The organism is Enorma phocaeensis, assembly GCF_016901575.1.
Taxonomy (GTDB): domain Bacteria; phylum Actinomycetota; class Coriobacteriia; order Coriobacteriales; family Coriobacteriaceae; genus Limicola; species Limicola phocaeensis_A.
In genome coordinates this window covers 1-492 of sequence record NZ_JACJKQ010000076.1, presented here as the reverse complement: position 1 = coordinate 492, position 492 = coordinate 1, and the positions used below count along the sequence as shown (strand labels likewise).

Sequence of the window (492 nt, the reverse complement as noted above, 5' to 3'; positions counted from 1 at the left end):
CTTAGTTTTTCATTTCAAGCGCAACGCCCCTGAGCAGGGACCGCCCACGCCGGGCGCTACGATGGTGCTCGCGACAGACTTCATCGGAGGGGGCCGGCATGGGCAGCTACACCCATCTTACCATCGAGGAGCGCGAGGAGATCATGTGCCTCCGCAGGCAGGGCAAGGGCGTCAACGAGGTCGCCAGGGCGATCGGGAGGCACGGGTCGACGGTGTCGAGGGAGCTCGCCCGCAACTCGTGCGGCCGCGGCTCCCGCTGCGAGCACTACCGCGCCTCGACCGCGCAGCGCCGCTACGGGGAGCGCAGGCGGCGCTGCCGCCGGGCGCGCCTGCTCGACGACCCCGAGAGGCTCGAGCTCGTCAGGGCGAAGGTCCTCGAGGGCCGCTGGTCGCCCGAGCAGCTCGAGGGCAGGATCGCGCTCGAGCGCCCCGGGCTGGCCGTCAGCGACACCACGATCTACCGGGAGATACGCTCCGGCAGGCTCGACCGCC

Annotated in this window: 1 protein-coding gene; it reads left to right on the top strand. The window is 71.1% G+C overall.

The genetic code is table 11. From position 1 onward, the window contains the following. Positions 1-98: 98 nt before the first annotated feature. On the top strand, positions 99-492 hold a 394-nt coding region (locus H6A15_RS10245), incomplete at its 3' end, for a helix-turn-helix domain-containing protein (RefSeq protein WP_204673652.1).